Origin of the sequence: Microbacterium flavum, from assembly GCF_018717645.1 — a bacterium.
In the GTDB taxonomy this organism is placed as follows: domain Bacteria; phylum Actinomycetota; class Actinomycetes; order Actinomycetales; family Microbacteriaceae; genus Microbacterium; species Microbacterium flavum.
Genome location: NZ_JAFLHG010000009.1, coordinates 128,300 through 144,273 on the forward strand (window position 1 = coordinate 128,300; position 15,974 = coordinate 144,273).

The following is a 15,974-nucleotide window of genomic DNA, read 5'->3' on the forward strand; positions in this document are numbered from 1 at the left end:
TCCACACACGACGCGCCTCTCCGAGACGCGGCCGAGACCGGCCGATACGGTGCTCGGGAGTCGAGGAGAGGCAGACCTCGAGCGGCGGACCCGAGGGTCGACCGCCCGTGACCCGAGGGGACGGAGCGGACTCAGCGCCGTCGCAGCAGCGAGATCGACATCGCGTCGGTGCCGTGACGGTGCGGCCAGAGCTGCGCGCGAGCGCCGCCCGCGCCCTCGCCATCGCCCGCCGCGAGGTCGATCGGGGCATCGGAGATGCGCGCCACGACCGCGCGGGCGTCCAGTTCCTCGAGCTCGCCGGGATGGGTGCGGAGCGTCTCGGCGACGATGCCGGCCGTCTCGGCGAGGTGGGGCGAGCACGTCACGTACGCGACGATTCCGCCGGGTGCGAGCGCCTCGACCGCGGCATCCAGCAGCTCCGACTGCAGCGCCGCGAGCGCCGGGACGTCCGCCGGCTGCTTGCGCCACCGTGCTTCGGGACGGCGGCGCAGCGCGCCGAGGCCGGTGCAGGGCGCGTCGACGAGGATCCGGTCGTAGCGCCCCCGTCCGGCGCGCGTGCGGCCGTCCTCCTCGGACACCGGGACCTGCAGCGGCACCCCCGCGACCGAGTCCCGCACGAGGCCGGCGCGCGCGGGCGACACCTCGTTCGCCTCGAGGCGCGCGCCGTGGGCGAGCGCCTCGGCGGCGAGCACCGCGGTCTTCCCGCCCGGGGCGGCGCACAGGTCAAGCCACACCTCGCCCTCCTGCACCGGCACGGCCCGCGACAGGGCCAGCGCGGCGAGCTGAGACCCTTCGTCCTGCACCCGCACCCGACCGTCGGATGCCGCGACGACCGTGCCCGGGTCACCCCCGCCGGAGCGGAAGCCGATCGGCGAGTACGGCGTGGCGACGGCATCCTCGGGCCTCTCGGCGAGCCCCGGGAGCGCGGCGAGGGTGACAATCGGCGACACGTTGTCGGCCTCGAGCAGCGCGTCCAGCTCGTCCGCCCGCCCCTCGGCTGCGAGGGCCCGACGGAAGGCGCGGATGACCCAGACGGGGTGGGCGTAGCGGAGCGCGAGCCGCTCGTCGTCCGACCGCGCGGACGCATCGAGACGCTCGAGCCACTCCTCGCGGCTGCGCTCGGACACGCGCCGCAGGACGGCGTTGGCGAACCCCGACGCCGAGGTCCCTGCCGCCATCCGCACCTGGCGGACGGTCTCGTTCACGGCGGCGTGGGTGGGCGTGCGCATCGCGAGCAGCTGATGTGCGCCGAGCCGGAGCGCGTCGAGGACGGCCGGATCGATCGCCGAGACGGGCCTGCCGGCCGCATCGGCGATGATCGCGTCGTAGGTCCCTTCGCGCCGGAGCGTGCCGTAGGTCAGCTCGGTCGCGAGGGCCGCATCGGGGCCGGACAGACCGGCGCGCACGAGGGAGCGGGGAAGGAGCAGGTTCGCGTATGCGTCCGACGAGTGAACGGCGCGCAGCACGTCATAGGCGACCCAGCGCGGTGTGCGACCCGATGCGGCGCTCATCGTGCGCCCTCCGAGAGTTCGGCCAGCGGTGCGTCCCCGCGCAGGCCCCGCCACCAGTCGGCGGCCGCCATCGCCCCCTTGCCGGCGGGCTGGACCGTCTTCAGGACGAGCGTGCCGTCGCCCGCGCCCACGACGACATCGCGCCCGGAGAGCACGAACGCCCCGGGGGCGAGCTCGAGGTCGGGGCCGCGGAACGCGTCGAGGACCTTCAGCCGCTGGCCCGCGACGACGAGGTGCGCGCCCGGCTCCGGGGTCGTGCCGCGGTAGCGGTCGAGGACGACGTCCGCGGATGCCGAGAGATCCAGGGCACCGTCAGCCAGCGTCAGCTTCGGCGCGAGGGTCACCTCACCCTCCTGCGGCACGGGATGCGCCTCACCTGCGGCGATCGCGCCGACCACGCCAGCGACGAGGTCGGCCCCGCGATCCGCGAGGGCGTTCAGCACCTCCCCCGCCGTCGCACCGCGCGGCACGTCGTAACGGAGCTCTGCGAAGACGTCCCCCGCGTCGAGCGCCGGGACGAGCTGGAAGACCGTGGCACCGGTCGTCCGGTCCCCCGCGATCAGCGCGTGCTGGACGGGGGCCGCGCCGCGCCAGCGGGGCAGCAGAGAGAAGTGCAGGTTGATCCAGCCGTGCGGCGGGAGCGAGAGGAGCGGCTCGCGGACGAGCCCGCCGTACGCGACGATCACACCGATGTCGGGCGCCGCCTCGGCGATCGCCGCCGTCGCCGCGGCATCCAGCCGGTCCGCCTTGATGACCGGGATGCCGAGGTCTTCGGCCGCGCCCGCGACCGGCGACGGGGTGAGCACGCGCTTGCGTCCCCGCGGCGCGTCGGTGCGCGTCACGACCGCGACGACCTCGTGCGCGGAGGCTGCCAGGGCGTGAAGGCTCGGGACCGCGGGCGCCGGCGTGCCGGCGAAGACGATGCGCATGGGGCTCCTCGGGGGTGTCGGCATGATCAGAGGTCGAGCTCGGGCACGTCGAGTCGCACTTTCAGCGTAGTCCGCGGCGCCGAGCGGTCACTCCGGGCGCGCGCCCGCCGCCCGCTCAGCGCGTCGGCGACGACGGAGGCCCGCAGGCTCTCGGCAACCGGACCGCCGTGGGCGTAATCGAAGCGGACGAGCGCGCGGACGCCTCCCGCCGCGAGGGGGACGGGCCCGAGGATCGCCGCGGCATCCAGCGAGGGCACCGCCTCTCGGAGCGCCGCGAGCGCGGTCGACACGCTCGTGACGGCTCCCTCCACCGCGGCCACGCGGACGGTGGGCGGCATGTGCAGCGGGCCGCGATCAGCGAGCTCGGCGCGGGCGTAGGCAGGCTGGGTCCAGGTGGCCAGCGCACGGGCGACGGGCCCGGTCACCCCCACGAGATGCACGGGAGCCTTCGGGCGCGCGAGCGCCGCGGCATTCGACCACCAGCGAAGGGCGGACTCTCCGATCCGCAGCTGCTCGGCGAGCAGCATCCGGTCGCCGTCGAGGAGGATGACGGCGTGATAGCCGCCCGCGGCCTGCGGCTCCGCGCCGCGCGTCGCGACGACGAGAGCGGGGCGCCCGTCGACGCTCGTGACGGGGTGTTCGCCGTCGGCGAGGATGACCCGGGTGTGGGGGAAGGCGCGGCCGAGCTCGTCCGCCGTGCGCTCGCTCCCCGATGACGCCATCCGCAGGGTGGTCCCCTGGCAGTGCGGGCAGGTCCACGACAGCGTGGTGCGGCCGCACCATCCGCAGTCGGGCGCCGCACCGGGACGTCGCGCGCGCAGGGGCCCCGTGCAGTGCGGGCAGCGTGCGGGCATCCGGCACGAGGCGCAGACGAGGACCGGGGCATAGCCGGGACGGGACACCTGGACCAGCACGGGCCCGTGCGCGAGCGCTGCGCGTGCGGCGGCGAAGGCCGCCGATGGCACCCGCTGGCCACGCGACTCGCCCTCGCGCGTGGCGGACAGGACGACGGCGGGGCTCTCGCGCCGCCGCGCGGGTGCCTCGCGCACCCAGCCCAGCTGGACGAGACGCTCGACGTCCGAGGTGCGGGTGTGGCCGGCGAACACCAGCGCCGACCCTTCGAGCTCCTGGCGTACGAGCGCCGCATCGCGGGCGTGCACCCCGGGGCTCAGGGGCTCGGCGAGAAGGGGGTCCCCGTCATCCCAGACGATGACCGTGCCCACCTCGGCCGCGGGGGCGTAGACGGTCGAACGGTTCCCCACGACGATGGCGGGGACGCCGCCGAGAAGTCGGAGGTAGCTCGCGTAGCGCTCAGGACCGGACCGCCGGGCGTCATCGCGCACCACGGCGCCCGCGGGGGCCCGGCCCTCGAGCACCTGCAGCACCTGGTCCTCGTCGCGCTGATCGGGAACGACGATGAGCGTGCTGCGACCGCGCGCGAGCGTGTCGAGGGCCATCGCGGCGAGGAGCTCAGCCCATGCCCCCACGGGGACCTCTCGCCCCTCCCCCGAAGCCGTCGCCGGTCGCGGCGGGGCGTCCACCGCGACCCGTCCACCGTCGGTCAGCGCCGGGCCGAGGTCCGGATACGCGCCCAGGATGCCGGCGGCCCACGCCTGCGCCTGCGCACTCGCCTCCGGCGCGGCCTCGCGCCCCCCCTCCGCCTGCGCGATCAGCCACGCCTTCTCGGCGCGCACCATCCGCTTCGGGACCGCGAGGCGCAGGATGTCGCTGGCCGACCCCGCCGCCCGGTCGGCGACCCTGCGGGCGAGGGCGTAGAGCGCGGGCGGGAGGACCGGGACGGGAGAGACCACGGCGTCCACCTCGGAGAGCGGCTTGGAGGTGCGCGCCGCATCGGCGGCATCCACTGTCTCCACCAGGTACCCCTCGACGACGCGTCCCGCGGTCCGCAGCGGCACCTTGACGCGGACGCCAGGGACCGCCTCCGCCTCGAGGGCGGGCGGGATCGCGTAGTCGAACAGACGGTCCAGCTGCGGCAGCGGCGAGTCGATCAGGACGCGCGCGACGAGCGACATGGTCCGCGTCAGAGCCGGGCGGCCGCGCGCAGCTCGTCGACGCGGTCCGTCCGCTCCCACGTGAACTCGGGGAGCTCGCGGCCGAAGTGTCCGTACGCGGCGGTCTTGGCGTAGATCGGGCGCAACAGGTCCAGCTCGTCGATGATCGCCTGCGGGCGCAGGTCGAACACGTCGCGGATCGCCCGCGTGATGGTCTCGTCCGACGCCGCGCCGGTCCCGAAGGTCTCGACGTAGAGGCCGACGGGCTCCGCGCGCCCGATGGCGTACGCCACCTGGACCTCGAGCCGCTCCGCGAGCCCCGCGGCGACGGCGTTCTTGGCGACCCACCGCATGGCGTACGCGGCCGAGCGGTCGACCTTCGACGGGTCTTTGCCGCTGAACGCCCCGCCGCCGTGGCGCGCCGCTCCGCCGTAGGTGTCGATGATGATCTTCCGGCCGGTGAGCCCGGCGTCGCCCTTGGGACCGCCGATCACGAAGGGGCCCGCGGGGTTGATGACGTAGCGGACGCTGGAGGTGTCGAGCCCCGTCGTCGCGAGCACCGGGTCGATGACCTCGGCCTGCACGGCGGCGCGCAGGGCGGGCAGGGAGATGTCGGGATTGTGCTGCGTGGAGAGCACGACGGTGTCGACGGTGCGGGGCGTCTGTCCGTCGTAGCCGAGCGTGACCTGGGTCTTGCCGTCGGGGCGCAGGAAGCCGAGGGCGCCCGACCGGCGCGCATCCGTGAGCCGCTCCGCGAGGCGGTGCGCCGTCCAGATCGCCATCGGCATGAGCTGCGGCGTCTCGGTCGTCGCGTAGCCGAACATGATGCCCTGGTCCCCCGCCCCGAGCGCGGAGATCGGGTCGATCGAGCCGCCCTCGCGGTGCTCGATCGCGGTGTCGACACCCGCGGCGATGTCGCCGGACTGCTCGCCGATCGAGACCGTCACACCGCACGAGTCGCCGTCGAAGCCGGTCTCGCTGGAGGTGTAGCCGATGCCGTTCACCACGCGACGGACGATTCCCGGGATGTCGGCGTAGCCGTCGGTGCGCACTTCTCCGGCGACGTGGACGAGGCCGGTCGTGACGAGGGTCTCGACCGCGACACGGCTGGTGGGGTCGACGGACAGGAGCGCGTCGAGGACCGAGTCGGAGATCTGATCGCAGATCTTGTCCGGGTGACCCTCGGTCACGGACTCGGACGTGAACAGACGCAGGCCGCTCATCGGATCCTCCAGGGTGCAGGTCGGGGTGGACGGGTTCTCACACGATCATGCCCGCGGCTCCCGACACAACGGGAAACGCGGGCATGGAGCGCGCCACGGGAGGTCACAGACCGCCGTGGACGCGGAGATCACTCGGCGTGGCGCAGGCGCAGCTTGTCCTCGTGGATCTCGTGGAGCGCGATCGTCAGAGGCTTGTCCTCGACGCTCGAGTCGACGAGCGGGCCCACGTTGTCGAAGAGGTTCCCCTCGTGCAGGTCCGAGTAGTAGTCGTTGATCTGACGGGCGCGCTTGGACGCGTAGATCACCAGCTGGTACTTGGAGTCGACCTTGTCGAGCAGCGCGTCGATGGGCGGGTCGATGATGCCCTTGTCACGTCCGGCCATGATGAACCTCCAGGATCGGATGGCGGTGGAAAGCAGGTGGCGAGAAAGTCGCGGGCCGCAGGATGCCGCGGCATCCGACCATTCTATCAGCGCGCAAGCGCCGCGACCTCCGCAGCGGCGCGGGCGACGTCGTCGTTGACGACGAAGTAGTCGAACTCGCCCTGCGAGGCGAGCTCGGTGCGGGCGGTGCGCAGGCGTCGCGCGCGCTCCTCCTCGTCCTCGGTGCCGCGCCCGACCAGGCGCTGGACGAGTTCGTCCCAGCTCGGCGGGAGGAGGAAGACGAGGGCGGCATCCGGCGCGGCCCGGCGCACCTGCCGGGCGCCTTGGAGGTCGATCTCCAGGAGCACGGTGCGCCCCTCGGCGAGGGCCTTCTCGATCGGCGCCTTCGGGGTGCCGTAGCGGAACGCGTTGTGCACGGTCGCCCACTCGAGGAGCTCGCCGTCGCGGATGAGGCGGTCGAACTCGGCGTCGTCGACGAAGAAGTAATGCTCGCCGTCGACTTCACCGGGGCGGGGCGCTCGCGTCGTCGCGGAGACCGACAGCAGGATCTCGGGATGGTGCTCCTTGACGTGGGCGGCCACGGTCCCCTTGCCGACGGCGGTGGGACCGGCGAGCACCACGAGTCGGCTGCGTCCCGCGCGCGGGACGCGCACCGGGAAGCGCTCCCCCAGCCAGCCGGAGAGCGCCGCGCGCTGGCGCGGCCCCAGACCGCCCAGGCGCTTGACCGGCGAGATCCCCAGGTCGGCGAGGATCCGGTCGCGCTTGCCCTCCCCGATGGCCGGCAGGGAGGTCAGGAACTCGGTCACGCGCATCGCGCCGGCGGGCGTGTCCGGGCGCTCCTCAGCGCGCCGCAGGAGTGCCTGCGGCGTCAGGACGCGCGTGGCGACATCCTTCTTGAGGGCCGCTCTCTCCCGACGGGCCGCGACGGCACGTCGGGATGCCGCGGCGCGGTCGACCTCGGGTGGGCGGCGCGTCTCAGTCATCACCCTCTACGGTAGTCGCTCCGCCGCCGTGCCCGGACACCCCGACCGCCGGAGGGTGGGGGCTCAGCGCGCGGCCGGGCTCCGATACAGGGCCGCGCGCTCGTCGATGCGGGCGGCGAGGGCCTCGGGGCCGGCGGCGCCCGCTGCGAGGATGCTGCGGCTCTCGCTCGCGACCACCTGCGAGGCGACGTAGCCGAAGAGCCGGGAAAGGTCCTCGGGCTCAGCCCCCTGCGCCCCGAAGCCGGGAGCGAGGATCGGGGTGCCGGCGAGCACGATGTCCGTGAGGCCGAAGGCCCGGCGCTCGACGGTCGCCCCGACGACGAGCCCGATCGGTCCGAGGGATCCGGGCGCGCCGATGTTCCGCGCCGCGACATCGTGGGCGACGCGCTCGGCGACGCTCTCCTCGTCGTCGACGCGGGCCTGCTGCAGGAGCGCGGCTTCCGGATTGCTCGTCGCGGCGAGCACGAACGCGCCCTTGTCGTGCTGGAGCGCCGTCGTGAGCGCACCGTGCAGCGAATCCGTGCCGAGGTACGGGCTGAGCGTGACGGCGTCGCTCTCGAGCGGCGACCCGGGCTCGAGCCAGGCGGCGGCGTACCCGTCCATCGTCGTCCCGATGTCACCGCGCTTCGCGTCCGCGATGACGACGAGCCCGGCCGAGCGGCCGGCCGCCAGCACGTCCTCGAGAGCGGCGAACCCGGCGGACCCGTAGCGCTCGAAGAAGGCGACCTGCGGCTTCACGATGCCCACCCGGCCGGCCGCCGCCTCGACGGTGCGCAGACCGAACTCGCGGGCGCCGGCGGCGGAGGCATCCAGCCCCCACGCGCGCAGCAGGGCCTCATGCGGGTCGATGCCGACGCACAAGGGGCCGAAGGCATCGATCGCCTGGCGCAGGCGCTGCCCGAAGCCGCTCATGTGCCGACCAGAGCCGCGGCCCGATCCGCCGCGTACTCCTGGAGGCTCCTCACCGCGAAGCCCTCGCGGAGGACCGGCAGCGCGCTGACGGCCGCACCCAGGACGGCCATGGTGGTGAAGAGCGCCTTGTCTGCGGCGACCGCCGCGGCGCGGATCTCGTACCCGTCGGCGCGCGCGATGCCCCCCGACGGGGTGTTCACGACCATGTCGATCTCGCCGGCGTTGATGAGGTCCACGACGTTGCGCTCCCCGGTCTCCTGCGTCGCCGAGTACTTGTTCACGATGTCGACCCGGATGCCGTTGCGCGCGAGGATCTCGGCCGTGCCCTCGGTCGCGAGGAGCCGGAACCCGAGTTCCTGCAGGCGGTGGGCCGGCAGGATGACGGCGCGCTTGTCGTCGTCGGCGACCGAGAGGAACACCGTGCCGGATGTCGGGAGCCCGCCGTAGGCGCCGGCCTGGCTCTTCGCGAACGCGGTCGGGAAGTCGCGGTCGATGCCCATGACCTCGCCGGTCGAGCGCATCTCGGGGCCGAGGACCGAGTCGACGGTGTGCCCGTCCGCGGTGCGGAACCGCTTGAACGGCAGCACGGCTTCCTTCACGGCGACGGGCGAATCCAGCGGCACCCGCGAGCCGTCCTGCGCGGGCAACAGGCCCTCGTCCTTCAGCTCCGCGATCGTGGCGCCCGCCATGATCCGGCTCGCGGCCTTCGCGAGCGGGATGCCGAGGGCCTTCGACACGAACGGCACGGTCCGCGACGCGCGGGGGTTCGCTTCGATGACGTAGAGCACACCGGCCGAGACCGCGAACTGGACGTTGAGGAGACCCCGGACGCCGACGCCCTCGGCGATGGCGAGGGTCGCCGAGCGCACGCGGTCGATCTCGGTGCGGCCGAGAGAGATCGGCGGGAGCGTGCAGGAGGAGTCGCCCGAGTGGATGCCGGCCTCCTCCAGGTGCTCCATGACGCCGCCGATGTAGAGCTCGTTCCCGTCGTAGAGCGCGTCGACGTCGAGCTCGACCGCGTCGTCGAGGAAGCGGTCGACCAGGAGCGGCTTGCCCTCCTCGATGATCACCTCGCCGGCGGTCCGCACGAAGTAGTCCCGCAGGCTCTCGGTGTCGTAGACGATCTCCATCCCGCGCCCGCCGAGCACGAAGCTCGGGCGCACGAGGACGGGGTAGCCGATCTCCTCGGCGATGACGATCGCGCCCGCCTCGTCGGTGGCGGTGCCGTGGCGCGGGGCGATGAGCCCGGCGCGGTCGAGCAGCTGCGAGAACAGCTCGCGCTCCTCGGCGATGTCGATCGCGGCGGGAGAGGTGCCGAGGATCGTGTAGCCGGCATCCTCGATGCCCTTCGCGAGACCGAGCGGGGTCTGACCGCCCAGCTGGCACACGACGCCGAGGATCGTGCCGGACTGCGCCTCCGCGTGCAGCACCTCGAGGACGTCCTCGAGGGTGAGGGGCTCGAAGTAGAGCCGGTCGGAGGTGTCGTAGTCGGTCGAGACCGTCTCGGGGTTGCAGTTGACCATGACCGTCTCGTACCCGGCGTCCGACAGGGCGAACGACGCGTGCACGCAGGAGTAGTCGAACTCGACGCCCTGCCCGATGCGGTTCGGGCCCGATCCGATGATGACGACCTTCGTGCGCTCCGACGGGGTGACCTCGGTCTCGTGGTCGTAGCTCGAGTAGTGGTACGGGGTCAGCGCGGGGAACTCCCCCGCGCACGTGTCGACCGTCTTGTAGACGGGGCGGATGCCGAGACCGTGGCGGATGCCGCGGATCTCCGCCTCGGAGACGCCGCGCAACTGGGCGAGCTGCGCGTCGCTGAAGCCGTGCTCCTTCGCGATGCGCAGGGTCTGCGCATCCAGCTCCGGCGCGTCCGCGACGAATGCGGCGACCTCGTTGATGAGCGCCATCTGGTCGAGGAACCAGGGGTCGATCGCGGTCGCCTCGAACGCCTGCTCGACGGTCGCCCCGAACCGCATGGCCTGCTGCAGCACGACGATCCGGCCGTCGGTCGGCTTCTTCGCGATCTCGAGCAGCTCGTCGACCGAGCGCGTCTCGTCGCCCCAGTGGAAGCTCGACCCGCGCTTCTCCAGCGAGCGGAGCGCCTTCTGGAGCGCCGTCGTGTAGTTGCGCCCGATCGCCATCGCCTCGCCGACCGACTTCATGGTCGTCGTCAGCGTCGTGTCGGCGTTCGGGAACTTCTCGAAGTTGAAGCGCGGCACCTTGACGACGACATAGTCGAGGGTCGGCTCGAAGCTCGCCGGCGTCGCCTTCGTGATGTCGTTGGGCACCTCGTCGAGGCGGTAGCCGATCGCGAGCTTCGCGGCGAGCTTCGCGATCGGGAAGCCGGTCGCCTTGGACGCGAGCGCCGACGAGCGCGAGACGCGCGGGTTCATCTCGATGACGATGATGCGCCCGGTCGCGGGGTCCACGGCGAACTGGATGTTGCAGCCGCCGGTGTCGACGCCCACCGCGCGGATGATGTCGATGCCGATGTCGCGGAGCTTCTGGTACTCCCGGTCGGTGAGGGTGAGCGCCGGTGCGACGGTGATCGAGTCGCCCGTGTGCACGCCGACCGGATCGACGTTCTCGATCGAGCAGACGACCACCGTGTTGTCGGCCGTGTCGCGCATGAGCTCGAGCTCGTACTCCTTCCATCCGAGGATCGACTCCTCCAGGAGCACCTCGGTCGTGGGAGAGTCGCGCAGGCCCGCGCCGCCGATGCGACGGAGGTCGTCCTCGTCGTAGGCGAAGCCCGAGCCGAGCCCGCCCATCGTGAAGGACGGGCGGACGACGAGCGGGTAGCCGAGCTCGTCGGCCCCGGCCAGCAGGTCGTCCATCGTGTGGGCGATCACCGAGCGGGCGACGTCGGCCCCGGCATCCAGCACGAGCTGCTTGAAGATCTGGCGGTCCTCGCCCTTGCGGATGGCGTCCACCTTGGCGCCGATGAGCTCGACGTCGTACTTCTCGAGGATCCCCTGCTCGTGCAGCGCCACCGCGGCGTTCAGAGCCGTCTGGCCGCCGAGGGTCGGCAGGATGGCGTCCGGCTTCTCCTTCGCGATGATCGTCTCGATCACCTCGGGGGTGATCGGCTCGATGTAGGTCGCATCGGCGAAGTCCGGATCGGTCATGATCGTCGCGGGGTTGGAGTTGACGAGGATGACCCGGACCCCCTCCTCGCGGAGCACGCGGCACGCCTGGGTGCCGGAGTAGTCGAACTCGCAGGCCTGGCCGATGACGATCGGGCCGGAGCCGATGACGAGGACGCTGTGGATGTCGTCGCGCTTGGGCATCAGTTCTTGTCCTTCAGCTCGTCGTGTCCCACTTCGGGCGCAGATTGTCCCACTTCCGGTTGCTCCGGGCCCCCAGAAGCACCCACTTCTGGGACACGCTGCCGGGAATTCGCGCGCACCATGTCGGCGAAGCGGTCGAAGAGGTAGTTGGCATCGTGCGGCCCGGCGGCGGCCTCGGGGTGGTACTGCACGCTGAACGCGGGCAGGTCCAGGGCGCGGAGCCCCTCGACGACGTTGTCGTTCAGGCCGATGTGGCTCACCTCGACGCGGCCGTAGCCGTTCGGGCTTTCCACTTCGCCCTCGAGGGGGGCGTCGACGGCGAACCCGTGGTTCTGCGCCGTGATCTCGACGCGGCCGGTCTGCTTGTCGCGCACCGGCTGGTTGATGCCGCGGTGACCGAAGGGCAGCTTGTACGTGCCGAATCCGAGGGCGCGGCCGAGCAGCTGGTTGCCGAAGCAGATGCCGAAGAACGGGGTCCGGTCATCCAGCACGGCGCGCAGGAGGGCGACGTGGTCATCGGATGCCGCCGGGTCGCCCGGACCGTTCGAGTAGAACACCGCGACCGGATCGATCGCGCGGACCTCCTCGATCGTCACCGACTGCGGGAGCACGTGCACGTCGAACCCGCGGGCGGCGAGGTTCAGGACGGTGGCGCGCTTGACGCCCAGGTCGAGCACGGCGAGCGTGCCCAGGCGCTCGACGCCATCGGCTGCAGGCGTGATCTCGACCTCGGTCACCGAGACCGCCGCGGACAGGTTCTGCCCCGACATCGCCGGCGCGTCGCGGACGATGCGCAGCTGCTCCTCGGCATCCAGGGCCGCGGCGTCGCCGGAGAAGACCCCGCCGCGCATCGAGCCCGCCGAGCGGAGCACGCGCGTGATCGCGCGCGTGTCGACGCCCGAGATGCCGACGATGCCGTCGCGCACGAGCGCGTCGTCGAGCGACTCGTCGGCGCGCCAGTTCGAGACGACGCGCGAGGGGTCGCGCACGATGTATCCGGCGACCCAGATGCGGCGCGACTCGGGGTCTTCGCCGTTCATTCCGGTGTTGCCGATGTGCGGCGCCGTCTGGAGGACGATCTGCCCCGCGTAGGAGGGGTCGGTCAGCGTCTCCTGGTAGCCGGTCATCCCGGTGGAGAAGACGACCTCGCCGAGCGTCGTTCCTCGCGCGCCGTAGGCGCGGCCGGGGTGGCGCGATCCGTCCTCGAGGACGAGGACGGCGGGGTCGGTCGAGAAGGAGGTGGTGCGGGTCATGCGTCGGTTCCCGTCGGGCTGGCGGTCGGTGAGGTCGTGGGGCCGGATGCCTCGGTGGGGGGCGTCAGGGTCGCGCCGATCGCGTCGGCGAGGGCCCGTGCCGAGGCATCCTGGGGTCGGAGATAGCTGTCGACGAGCGCGGTCTCCCCCGCGCTGCGATCGGCGCGCCAGGTGAGGCGCACGAGGCCGCCGGGCTCGACGACGCGGTCGATCGCGACGCGTGCGAGGTCGACGGACACGAGGCGGGCGGCCGGGAGGAAGATCGGATCCGACCCGGCGAGGTCGAGGCCCACGCCCCGGTCGGTCACGGTGACATCGACGCGGGCGCGGAAGGCGAGGCCCGAGATCGCCAGGCGTTCGAGCGGCTCGTCGTGGCGCGTCGTGGCCACGTAGAACCCGGACGCTGCCGAAAGGGACCGCGCCCCCGATGGGATGCCGCCCAGTGGCGCGGCGTACTCGGCGTCGCGGCGGGTGCGACGGCGCCACGCGAGGACGCCCAGGCCGATGAGGACGACGACGACGCCGATGATGACCAGCAGCGCTCCCTCACGACTCATGCGCGGCCTCCCACGGGGGCCATCTCGGGAGTCAGGACGCCGTCCGAGACGGTGACGGCGCCGCGGAAGAAGGTCCAGCGGACCTCGCCCGGCAGCTCGCGGCCGAGGTAGGGCGAATTCACGCTCCGACCCCGCAGGTCGTCCCGCGTGAAGGGTCGCGCGGCGGACGGGTCGTACAGGGTCAGCGAGGCCGGAGCCCCGGATACGAGGCGGGTGCCGGCGTTCTCGAGTCGGCCGATCCGGGCGGGCGTGAGGGACATGACCCGTGCGACGCCCTCCCAGTCGAGCAGGCCGGGCTCGACCATCGCGGCGTGGACTACCCGGAGGGCGGACTCGAGCCCGACCATGCCGTGGGCCGCCGCCTGCCACTCGCACGTCTTGTTCTCGTCGGGGTGGGGGGCGTGGTCTGTGGCGACGATGTCGATCGTGCCGTCGGCGAGGCCCTCGCGGACGGCCTTGACGTCCTCATCGCGGCGGAGCGGCGGGTTCACCTTGTACCGCGCGTCGTAGCCGCGCACCAGCTCCTCCGTGAGCAGCAGGTGGTGCGGGGTGACCTCGGCCGTGACGTTCACGCCGCGCTTCTTCGCCCACCGGATGATGTCGACGGAGCCCGCCGTGGAGAGGTGGCAGACGTGCAGCCGCGACCCGACGTGCTCGGCGAGGAGCACATCCCGGGCGATGATCGATTCCTCGGCGACGGCAGGCCAGCCGGCGAGGCCGAGCTCGGCCGACACCGTGCCCTCGTTCATCTGGGCGCCCTCGGTCAGACGCGGGTCCTGCGCGTGCTGGGCCACGACGCCATCGAACGCCTTCACGTACTCGAGCGCGCGGCGCATGATGAGCGGGTCGAAGACGCAGGAGCCGTCGTCGCTGAAGACGCGCACGCGGGCGCGAGAGGAGGCCATGGCGCCGAGCTCGGCGAGACGCTCGCCCTTCTGCCCGACCGTGACGGCGCCGATCGGCTGCACGTGGACATAGCCCGCCGCCTCGCCGAGCGCGAGCTCCTGCTCGACGACGCCCGCGGTGTCGGCGACGGGCGAGGTGTTCGGCATCGCGAACACCGTCGTGAAGCCGCCCGCGGCCGCGGCGCGCGATCCGGTGAGGATCGTCTCGGCAGCCTCGGACCCCGGCTCGCGCAGGTGGGTGTGCAGGTCGACCAGTCCCGGCAGCGCGATCAGGCCGTCCGCGTCGACGACGGTCGCGCCGGCGCGGCTGAGTCCCGTGCCGACCTCGACGATGACACCGCCGGAGATCACCAGGTCCGCGGCATCCCCGCCCTCGATGCTCGCTCCGCGAATGAGGAACTCCGATCCCTGCGCTTGTCCAAGGGTCATCGTGCGCTCTCCTCTCGTGCGGGCCGGCCCGGTGCATCCGCCGCGTCGGCGGCGCCCTGATCATCTCTGCCCTGGTCGTCCCGGTCGTCGCGCTCCCCGGCCAGCAGCAGGTAGAGGGCCGCCATCCGCACCGAGACGCCGTTCGCCACCTGTTCGAGCACGGTCGACCGCGGGGAATCGGCGGCGTCGGCGGAGATCTCCAGCCCTCGGTTCATGGGCCCGGGGTGCATGACGATGCTACCTTCCGGCAGCGCGTTCAGGCGTGCCGGGTCGAGGCCCCAGCGACGGGCGTACTCCCGCTCGGTCGGGAAATAGGCGGCGTTCATGCGCTCGAGCTGGATGCGCAGCATCATGATCGCGTCGGGGCGCGCCGCGATCGCCTCGTCGAGGTCGTAGCGGATCGAGGTCGGCCACGCCGACACGTCCTGCGGGACCAAGGTGGGCGGGGCGACGAGGGTGACCTCGGCGCCGAGCGTCGTGAGGAGCCAGACGTTCGAGCGGGCGACGCGCGAGTGCAGGATGTCGCCGACGATCGTCACGCGGATGCCGGAGAGATCGCGCCCACGGCTGGCGTGCCCGAACGCGCGCTTGCGGATCGTGAAGGCATCCAGCAGCGCCTGCGTGGGGTGCTCATGCGTGCCGTCGCCCGCGTTGACGACGCCGGCGGTGATCCAGCCGCTCGTCGCGAGCGTGTGCGGCGCACCGGAGGCGCCGTGGCGGATGACGACGGCATCCGCCCCCATCGCCTGGAGCGTCTGCGCGGTGTCCTGGAGCGACTCCCCCTTGCTGACCGACGAGCCCTTCGCGGAGAAGTTGATGACGTCGGCCGAGAGCCGCTTCGCCGCGGCCTCGAAGGAGATGCGCGTGCGCGTGGAGTCCTCGAAGAAGAGGTTCACGATCGTCTTGCCGCGGAGCGTCGGGAGCTTCCTGATCTCCCGGGACTGCGTGTCGCGCATGTCCTCGGCGACGTCGAGGATGCGGAGCGCCTCCGCGCGTCCGAGCGTCCGGGTGTCGAGCAGATGCCTCATGACGCGATCGTCACCTCCTCGATGCCGTCGTTCTCGGCGAGGTGCACGTTGACCCGCTCGCTGCGCGCGCTCGGCAGGTTCTTGCCGACGAAGTCGGGACGGATGGGCAGTTCGCGGTGGCCGCGGTCGACGAGGATCGCGAGGCGCACCGCAGCGGGACGGCCGATGTCGCCGAGCGCGTCCAGGGCGGCGCGGATCGAGCGGCCGGAGAAGAGCACGTCGTCGACCAGGACGACCGTCTTGCCGTCGATGCCCCCGGCCGGGATCGACGTCGGTCGCGGCGTCCGGGTGGGGTTGCGGTGCAGATCGTCGCGGTACATGGTGACATCCAGCGCCCCGACGGGGACGGAGGCCCCGGCGATCTCGGCCAGGAGCGCGCCGATGCGCTCGGCGAGGGTGACGCCGCGGGTGGGGATGCCCAGGAGGACGAGTCCGTCCGCGCCCTTGTTGGACTCCAGGATCTCGTGGGAGACCCGAGTGAGGGCACGGGCGATGTCGGCGGCGTGCATGACGGTCCGAACCGAATCGGGCGAGACCATGCGCTGCTCCCTTCTCC

13 protein-coding genes are annotated in these 15,974 nt (G+C 72.6%); all 13 read right to left on the bottom strand.

Annotation, left to right across the window (positions count from 1 at the left end; translation table 11 throughout):
- Window positions 1–131: 131 nt before the first annotated feature.
- Window positions 132–1,511 carry an RsmB/NOP family class I SAM-dependent RNA methyltransferase gene (locus J0P97_RS10995; protein ID WP_215487830.1) on the bottom strand — a complete coding sequence of 460 codons (1,380 nt, stop codon included), beginning with the start codon at window positions 1,509–1,511 and terminating at the stop codon, window positions 132–134.
- Complete coding sequence (fmt, locus tag J0P97_RS11000) at window positions 1,508–2,440, bottom strand: methionyl-tRNA formyltransferase (RefSeq protein WP_215487831.1); 933 nt, start codon at window positions 2,438–2,440, stop codon at window positions 1,508–1,510. Before fmt ends, J0P97_RS10995 begins: the two co-directional genes overlap by 4 nt.
- 26 nt (window positions 2,441–2,466) lie before the next feature.
- Window positions 2,467–4,473, bottom strand: coding sequence for a primosomal protein N' family DNA-binding protein (locus J0P97_RS11005; RefSeq protein ID WP_215487832.1), 2,007 nt, complete (start codon window positions 4,471–4,473; stop codon window positions 2,467–2,469).
- A gap of 8 nt (window positions 4,474–4,481) precedes the next feature.
- The gene (metK, locus tag J0P97_RS11010; RefSeq protein ID WP_215487833.1) at window positions 4,482–5,675 is read right to left on the bottom strand and encodes a methionine adenosyltransferase; all 1,194 of its coding nucleotides are present in this window, start codon (window positions 5,673–5,675) and stop codon (window positions 4,482–4,484) included.
- Between the two features lie 128 nt (window positions 5,676–5,803).
- Complete coding sequence (rpoZ, locus tag J0P97_RS11015; protein WP_215487834.1) at window positions 5,804–6,058, bottom strand: DNA-directed RNA polymerase subunit omega; 255 nt, start codon at window positions 6,056–6,058, stop codon at window positions 5,804–5,806.
- An 86-nt stretch (window positions 6,059–6,144) separates the two neighbouring features.
- The gene (gmk, locus tag J0P97_RS11020; RefSeq protein ID WP_215487835.1) at window positions 6,145–7,041 is read right to left on the bottom strand and encodes a guanylate kinase; all 897 of its coding nucleotides are present in this window, start codon (window positions 7,039–7,041) and stop codon (window positions 6,145–6,147) included.
- A 63-nt stretch (window positions 7,042–7,104) separates the two neighbouring features.
- Window positions 7,105–7,953 (bottom strand): orotidine-5'-phosphate decarboxylase, encoded by an 849-nt coding sequence (pyrF, locus tag J0P97_RS11025; RefSeq protein WP_215487836.1) that lies wholly within the window; start codon window positions 7,951–7,953, stop codon window positions 7,105–7,107.
- Complete coding sequence (gene carB, locus J0P97_RS11030) at window positions 7,950–11,246, bottom strand: carbamoyl-phosphate synthase large subunit (RefSeq protein ID WP_215487837.1); 3,297 nt, start codon at window positions 11,244–11,246, stop codon at window positions 7,950–7,952. The genes pyrF and carB overlap by 4 nt, the downstream gene beginning before the upstream one ends.
- Window positions 11,246–12,499, bottom strand: coding sequence for a glutamine-hydrolyzing carbamoyl-phosphate synthase small subunit (gene carA, locus J0P97_RS11035; protein WP_246540241.1), 1,254 nt, complete (start codon window positions 12,497–12,499; stop codon window positions 11,246–11,248). The genes carB and carA overlap by 1 nt, the downstream gene beginning before the upstream one ends.
- Window positions 12,496–13,056 carry a PH-like domain-containing protein gene (locus J0P97_RS11040; RefSeq protein ID WP_215487838.1) on the bottom strand — a complete coding sequence of 187 codons (561 nt, stop codon included), beginning with the start codon at window positions 13,054–13,056 and terminating at the stop codon, window positions 12,496–12,498. The genes carA and J0P97_RS11040 overlap by 4 nt, the downstream gene beginning before the upstream one ends.
- The gene (locus J0P97_RS11045) at window positions 13,053–14,390 is read right to left on the bottom strand and encodes a dihydroorotase (protein WP_215487839.1); all 1,338 of its coding nucleotides are present in this window, start codon (window positions 14,388–14,390) and stop codon (window positions 13,053–13,055) included. Before J0P97_RS11045 ends, J0P97_RS11040 begins: the two co-directional genes overlap by 4 nt.
- Window positions 14,387–15,418, bottom strand: a complete 1,032-nt coding sequence (locus J0P97_RS11050) for an aspartate carbamoyltransferase catalytic subunit (RefSeq protein WP_246540242.1) — start codon at window positions 15,416–15,418, stop codon at window positions 14,387–14,389. Before J0P97_RS11050 ends, J0P97_RS11045 begins: the two co-directional genes overlap by 4 nt.
- Window positions 15,415–15,957 carry a bifunctional pyr operon transcriptional regulator/uracil phosphoribosyltransferase PyrR gene (gene pyrR, locus J0P97_RS11055; protein ID WP_215487840.1) on the bottom strand — a complete coding sequence of 181 codons (543 nt, stop codon included), beginning with the start codon at window positions 15,955–15,957 and terminating at the stop codon, window positions 15,415–15,417. The genes J0P97_RS11050 and pyrR overlap by 4 nt, the downstream gene beginning before the upstream one ends.
- Window positions 15,958–15,974: the final 17 nt, after the last annotated feature.